This window comes from Pantoea sp. ACRSC, assembly GCF_022346785.1.
Taxonomy (GTDB): domain Bacteria; phylum Pseudomonadota; class Gammaproteobacteria; order Enterobacterales; family Enterobacteriaceae; genus Pantoea; species Pantoea alvi.
The window spans coordinates 1-6,523 of the sequence record NZ_JAKRNN010000047.1 but is presented as its reverse complement, the minus strand read 5'-3'; the positions used below and the strand labels follow the sequence as shown (position 1 = coordinate 6,523).

Annotated in this window: 4 protein-coding genes; all 4 read right to left on the bottom strand. The window is 37.2% G+C overall.

What is annotated here, in order from left to right:
• Positions 1-76: 76 nt before the first annotated feature.
• Entirely contained in the window at positions 77-688 is a 612-nt protein-coding gene (locus tag MHZ97_RS22100) for an acyltransferase (RefSeq protein ID WP_239315679.1), read from the bottom strand.
• Positions 689-807: 119 nt separating this feature from the next.
• On the bottom strand, positions 808-2,844 hold the full coding sequence (locus MHZ97_RS22095; RefSeq protein WP_239315680.1) for a hypothetical protein: 2,037 nt from the start codon (positions 2,842-2,844) through the stop codon (positions 808-810).
• Complete coding sequence (locus MHZ97_RS22090; protein WP_239315681.1) at positions 2,837-3,859, bottom strand: glycosyltransferase family 2 protein; 1,023 nt, start codon at positions 3,857-3,859, stop codon at positions 2,837-2,839. The genes MHZ97_RS22095 and MHZ97_RS22090 overlap by 8 nt, the downstream gene beginning before the upstream one ends.
• Positions 3,856-4,140: a GtrA family protein gene (locus MHZ97_RS22085; RefSeq protein WP_239315682.1), complete on the bottom strand. Its 285-nt coding sequence runs from the start codon at positions 4,138-4,140 to the stop codon at positions 3,856-3,858. Before MHZ97_RS22085 ends, MHZ97_RS22090 begins: the two co-directional genes overlap by 4 nt.
• Between the last annotated feature and the right edge of the window lie 2,383 nt (positions 4,141-6,523).

Sequence of the window (6,523 nt, the reverse complement as noted above, 5' to 3'; positions counted from 1 at the left end):
CATGGTGCGTGCGCTGAATAAAATAACGAAGGCTGGTATGCCAGAAAGCGTGCGTATTGCCTGAAAACCCGGTCAGCTACAGAGTCACTCGTCCTGAAGCTGATTTATTCAACAAAGCCGGATCAACATTTAAAGGCGCTGAAAATATCCTATAAGAAAAAAGCGTTTCGAATGACATTGGTAGATAAAAAAAAGCAATACTCAACATGATAAATATAAGAATTTCACTATTACTCATCGCGTTAAGCATTTTTGATAAGAACGGCATGACAAAATACATGGCAATAATGCTGTATAAAAACCATAACTGGTATGCAGAGCCTGTATCTCCATGAGAGAGTTTGTCTATTATCGAGTCAAAATTTATCGGTTGATCATTTATCAAGGAGTGAGAGACATTGATAAGCAAGGTATAAAAAATGATAAGCATGCAAAACTGTGGTATTCTTTTTAAATAAAATTCCAACACCTTCACATCCTTTAATTTAGGTATCAATAATGAGCCTGTTATCATAAAGAAAAGTGGTACGCCTAGCCTGCCAATCAAATGGAAAAATTGCGAAACATACCATTGATTATCGTTTTCTAAACCTGATTTATATACACCTTCATCAACATTGTGAATAATCAGGACCATCAGTATCGCTATGAATCTAGTAACTTCAAGCCACCCAATACGTTTATTCATTTAAGATTAGCTACTCATAAGAATGTGTAAGGTAAATGTAACATTTTAGATAAGGATAAGGTAGGAATTTACAACAAAACCTGAAGGCTTCGCTTGTCACAAGCGAAGCCTTATATGTTTTAATTACTTGATATTTCAATCGAATCGCATGCAGAGTTAAGGTGTTTAGATACACTCAACTTACTTACGATATCATTGAAATCTGCAACTTGCATCACATTGGACTTACCATTATCCACATGTATCGTTTTAGTTTGATGGCCGGGTGCGGATATAGTTACGTCAACCCCATCAGCATTTTGACAACTAGTGTTGACAGATTTAACCTTCAAGCGATTAACTCCTCGAAGATTCCAAATAAAATTAGTTGGTGTGTTTTCCCCTGGGTGAGCTCCTATCTTACCATCATAAGATATGCCATAACTTCCCCACTGATCTCCGACTTCAACTTGAGTTGAAAGATATGTGAAAGGAAGGCCCTTATTTACAATTCCATTCCATTGAGGGTAGCTTTTGAAAAGCAATGCGAAAAATTGGTCTACTTCTTCAGGGTTGTAAGGTCGGACTCTTTGGTAAATAAAAGCACTGACGCCATTTGCTAAAATGTAATTTTTGTCAAGCTTGACCATGGCATTGCCAATACTTTTGCCATTGAGTATTTGCTCTACGGGAACTGTAATGACCTGTTGCCCCGAAGAGTTCAAATGAATTTGCGGGGGTGAGGTAACGACGAAGTAATCAGACATTAATGAATCAATCCGCATTCCGTCTCGCAAATCAACCTGAGATGCATAGGAAAGGCTCTTCGATAAAGATAATCCTGAGATGGTATTCAGCATGTCATCATTGAGGACACCATTTGAGGAAAATACTGTAACTTTCTTTCCATTCTCAGTCAGCTTACTCAAGTCATTAACTAAAGTAAGATAATTATCATAGTTATCTATTAGTAAAGGGTAGGATTTTGTTGGCAGCAATTCCTTGCACCAATCAGGATAAAACCGAGTTGTGTGATTGATTGATGTCCCAAATATATATCCATGCACTCCCAAGAATAATGTAATAAATAGTAATGCGCCTTTCCTGTTCCTTATATGACTCGTAATGAATTTTATACCCAGGGTACATATAATCAGAATCCAAAGCGAGAATGGTAAGCAATGCTGAACACCCGGAGCTTGAGTTTTGGTGAAAAGGAAAAAGCTGAAAATCAAGTTAAACAAAGAGAAATATATCAGCCCTTTTTCTTTTTTATCTTTACAGAAAAAGGTAGAGAATAATCCTAGCGCAAAAAAAGGTAGTAAGTAAACACCTGTGCCATTAACAAGGGTGCTTATCGATGTGCTTATAGATGCCTGGTATGCTTGATAGATATTTGCATAATCTGTATGTAAAATGCGCTCAAACAATTCATACTGGAAATACAAAACAAGCCCACATGAAAATAGGCCAGAAATGGTAAAGTTAACAAGTAAATTGAAAACTTTATTTTTTTCTAACTTCAATCCATTGAAGATATAGTAATTCAATATCGGAATACTGAAGTAAAGTGAAACAAGTGTAAAAGCATACCATCTCCTAAACAGAAAGGGCCCCCATAAAACTAGCCCAAGTAATACGGGTAGTGTAAATCTTACTTTTTCAGAAAGATTTACTTTTGATGAAAGTATTACAGCTGCCAAAACAAATATCAGACCGGAAATGTCCGGGTAGCCTTTAAGTGATGGAGCCCAAAATGAAACAAAAAATAATGGGGTAAATAAAGTTGTCAGATGCCACAACAAGTTTTCTGTGCGTTTTTTTTCTGTGAAAGTAGTGCATATAATATGAAACAAGTATATAACCGGAACAAGATATACTAGGTTAAGCAATTCAATAAAGAGCAGCCTGGAGGAAATATTTATGTCACTGAGGAGTGCAGGGATTACTATTGGTAAAATGTTGTAATCATCGCTCATGACAGAAAGTGCAATGTTATTTAAGGCGTCATTTGGTTTGTGTTTCAGCAATGCAACAAAGTTCTCCCATGAGCGCCAGTATCCATTGAAATCCCAAAAATAAATATTTTGCTCATGCTTTATGAAGTATAAGGTTTGCAGAGCAATGAAAATAGGAATTAAAATCCATGCGCTTAAATAAATCCCTTTTTTAATCATTTTTCTCACCTGCTTTTTCGTCGACAAAATATTTAGGCCTGTTTTTAGATTCCATATAAATTTTGCCTACGTATTCACCGATTATACCTAACGATAGCATCTGGACGCCGCCTAAAAAGAATATTGCTATCGTGACCGATGCCCATCCTTCAACAGTGTTCCCGTTAAATTTTTGGATTAGGGCATAAATAGCTGAAATTATAGATATGCCGCTAATGAAAAAGCCAAGGGCAGTAATGATTCTTAACGGAGTGATCGTTAGTGAAGTAATTCCATCGAGCGCTAGCCCCAGCATTTTCTTTAATGGATATTTAGATTCGCCAGCTTCTCTTGCGGAACGCGAATAGTAAACCTTCGAAGACGAAAAACCGACTAATGGAACTAAACCACGCAAATATAGGCTTTGCTCCTTATATGATAATAATGCCTTTTTGGCTCTACTGCTCAATAACCTAAAATCAGCATGATGAGGGATCTGTTCAACTCCCATCCACTTCATAAATCCATAGAAAAGTGATGCCGTTTTTCTTTTAAAGAATGTATCAGACGCTCGATCACTTCTAACTCCATAAACTATATCGCTTCCATTTAAATAGTTTAAAACCATTTGTTCAATTACTGATGTGTCATCTTGGAGATCTGCATCAATACTAATGCTTATATCACCTGCACACTCATTCAGCCCAGCAAGAAGTGCGATCTGATGTCCTTTATTTCTGGATAACTTAAGGCCTCTTACTTTCGATGAGGCTTTTGATGAATTACTTATCAAGTTCCAAGTGTTATCTTTACTTCCATCATCTACAAATAAGATATGGCTATCATCATTAATTATTTCTCTATCAATAAGTTTTTGCAAAGTTAAATTCAGCTCCAATAAACACTTCTCAAAAACCTCCTCTTCATTATAACATGGTACAATAATCGTAAGTGATGGCGTAGGTCTTTTGAGTCCTTCAATCGATTTGTGATCGGTTCTGTTTTTTATAACTGCTTCAACTCCGAAATATTTCATTTCATAACCCAAGTTTTATTAATAAAAAAACCAGTGGAAGTATATATAAACATCCCAACTAATTGAGATGCATACTCCTCGTGAGGAAACGCCGACAGAAAAATCTTGATAGCTATTAAGTTGAAAGTCCAACAAGCTAAACACGCAATTAAAAATTTAGCAAATCGATTAGCGGCCATCGGCGTTGAAAACGTAAAAATTGAATTGGCTAGAAAACTAAATACTATACCAACCAAATATCCTGATATATTTGCAGCGTATAGGCCTACATTAAAGTGCATTAACGTGAAAATCATTACTGCTGTAACGGCCGTGTTCGCCAAACCAACCATGGCGTACCTAACAATCTGGCTTCTAAACAAACGACTAAACATTCCCGTAACCTTAAGAAAATTTTAGAAATTTTACCATTCTTAACTAATATGACAAGGAATTTGGTTTGGAAACTATAACCTCAAACATGGCTTATGTACGTATGACGTTGATTTACAATTGAGAAGTTTTAGTCATGAAAAGCTTATGACAACGCGCACCTCATGTTCACTGCAGCAGCCTGCTAAAAAAAACACTCAACATTACTGTTTTTATATACAGTGAGGCTGCAGAGTGGTTTCAGGCCACGCGAATACGAAATTGGCTCTGCGTTCAGCGATGCTATTTATTTCGACGCTCGTGGTGGGCACCAAATACTCACCAAAAAACAACTTTTGCCTCGATCTTGAGAAGGTCATCCACATTTGGCCGCTGGAAGAGTGCAATCGGTGAATTAAGCGCTATCATCCCTTCTGCGTCGTATTCGTTACAGACGGTGGGGAGAATAAAACGTGGGGCCTGCGCAAAATAGGACATGTGAAGTGAGCACGTCAAGCGAAGAAGAGAGTATCGAGCCTTCATCTTCAAACGCTTTACGCATTGAAACACTGACGCATTTGTCATCGTTAATCGCGGGGTAAAGATGAAGCCAGTGACAATGTGGCGTTCCATTACGACGACATTCCGATGGTAGGGGAACTGTTGGCTTCCGAGCTGATAATGCAGAGCGGCGGAACGTTAGATGGGGAAGGACTGGACGGAATCATCGTGCTGGTTAAGTGTCTGAGACGAATGCCAATGAGGATAAGCAATGCCGACTGACGATCTGTATGGGAAAAAATGTATTACTGGAGTCCGTAGCTCACATATAGCACAAAAAATAGCGCAGAGCACCTTATACTCACATGGTTGATGATACAAGTCTTGGGGTATGCTTCTGATAAACCTTGCATCACCATGACTTAACGCCCCCTTCAAAACTGCAACGTGAAATTATAAATATTCAAGTTTAGGACGGCTACCTATCTAATAAGTATAAATTAAAGGTTGTTCGCTTTGGTGTGAGGCATCGATGGGGCCAACTCGTTGAGTAGAATCCTTTGTTGTTCATCCTTTTTCTTTATCAAGGACTTCTATATCTGATTCATCATCTGCCTATTAGAATGCCCCATCTGACTGGCGATGAAGTTGGAGTATGCGCCTAAAGATCGTCACCAGCACGAACAATTATACCAGTATTAATATGGCTCGTTTAGAACAATTTTCGAGTAAGACAGGTTTATAAGCCAAAAGCAAACTTCTGGCTATTCATACGGCTTCTCTTAATTGGTTCTATTTTTAGGTTAAAAGAAAATGGACTGCCTTTTCGTCATGATTTTTTAAAGATCTAATCCTGAATTTACGGCTTATTCACCTGATAGTGCTTTAAACGAAATGCTTGATAGATTCAATAAAGTAAAGAGAGGAATTACAGGAAGGATATTTGTATTTACTATACTAAAATAGATATGAGCTGGCGTAAGGATGCCAGAATGTAAACGAGAAAAAGTATATCCAGTTTTCTCAATGTGTGATATTAAGATTTCTTTTTGTTAACAATAAATAAGTATAATATGCAAAAGCGCAAAGAAAATTAAGTTGAAATGATGATGATTTTATTGGGGGATTAAAGAAATCATATCGCAACTTTCTTGAATATTTGTGAGGTAAAGGTGTTTGAATTCAGGTGTTGAAAGTCGGATTCCCTGGTTAGTAAATATTGAAGGTTTTTCCTGTGTTGTCGAATTCTGTACTTATATGAAGAGTTTTAATTAAATGGAAAAAGAACGAGTGTCAGGTGCTTCTTTTTTTAAAATGATAGCATGCATGATGCACCATAGATAACGAAAAATCTCTGCTCTATAGTGCGCTTTAAATTAAAACCCAATAACTGGCGATTGCTTACGAAGCATTTTTTTATCAATTTTTCTTTTAAGGAAATTGTATGAAGGCATTTCAAATAATGAATATATTGCAGCGCTTACTGTGATGATTAAAGGAAAGAATATAGCGGATTTACTTAAGAAGGTCATAGTAGAATATGAAGGGAAACAGGCCAGAAGACCATGACTGGTTCATGGATAAGGTAAACGGAAAAGCTTATTTTGCCGAGGTATACCATTACATTTGAGGACAGAGCGCGTGATAAGTAATTATCATATGCACAAGATGAATAGATTATATATGCTATTCGGCTTTGTTGAATAAATCAGCTTCAGGACGAGTGACTCTGTAGCTGACCGGGTTTTCAGGCAATACGCACGCTTTCTGGCATACCAGCCTTCGTTATTTTATTCAGCGCACGCACCATGC

Coding starts and splice junctions, on each gene's coding strand:
- MHZ97_RS22100 (WP_239315679.1), bottom strand. CDS start 688: ATGAATAAACGTATTGGGTGGCTTGAAGTTACTAGATTCATAGCGATA.
- MHZ97_RS22095 (WP_239315680.1), bottom strand. CDS start 2,844: ATGATTAAAAAAGGGATTTATTTAAGCGCATGGATTTTAATTCCTATT.
- MHZ97_RS22090 (WP_239315681.1), bottom strand. CDS start 3,859: ATGAAATATTTCGGAGTTGAAGCAGTTATAAAAAACAGAACCGATCAC.
- MHZ97_RS22085 (WP_239315682.1), bottom strand. CDS start 4,140: ATGCACTTTAATGTAGGCCTATACGCTGCAAATATATCAGGATATTTG.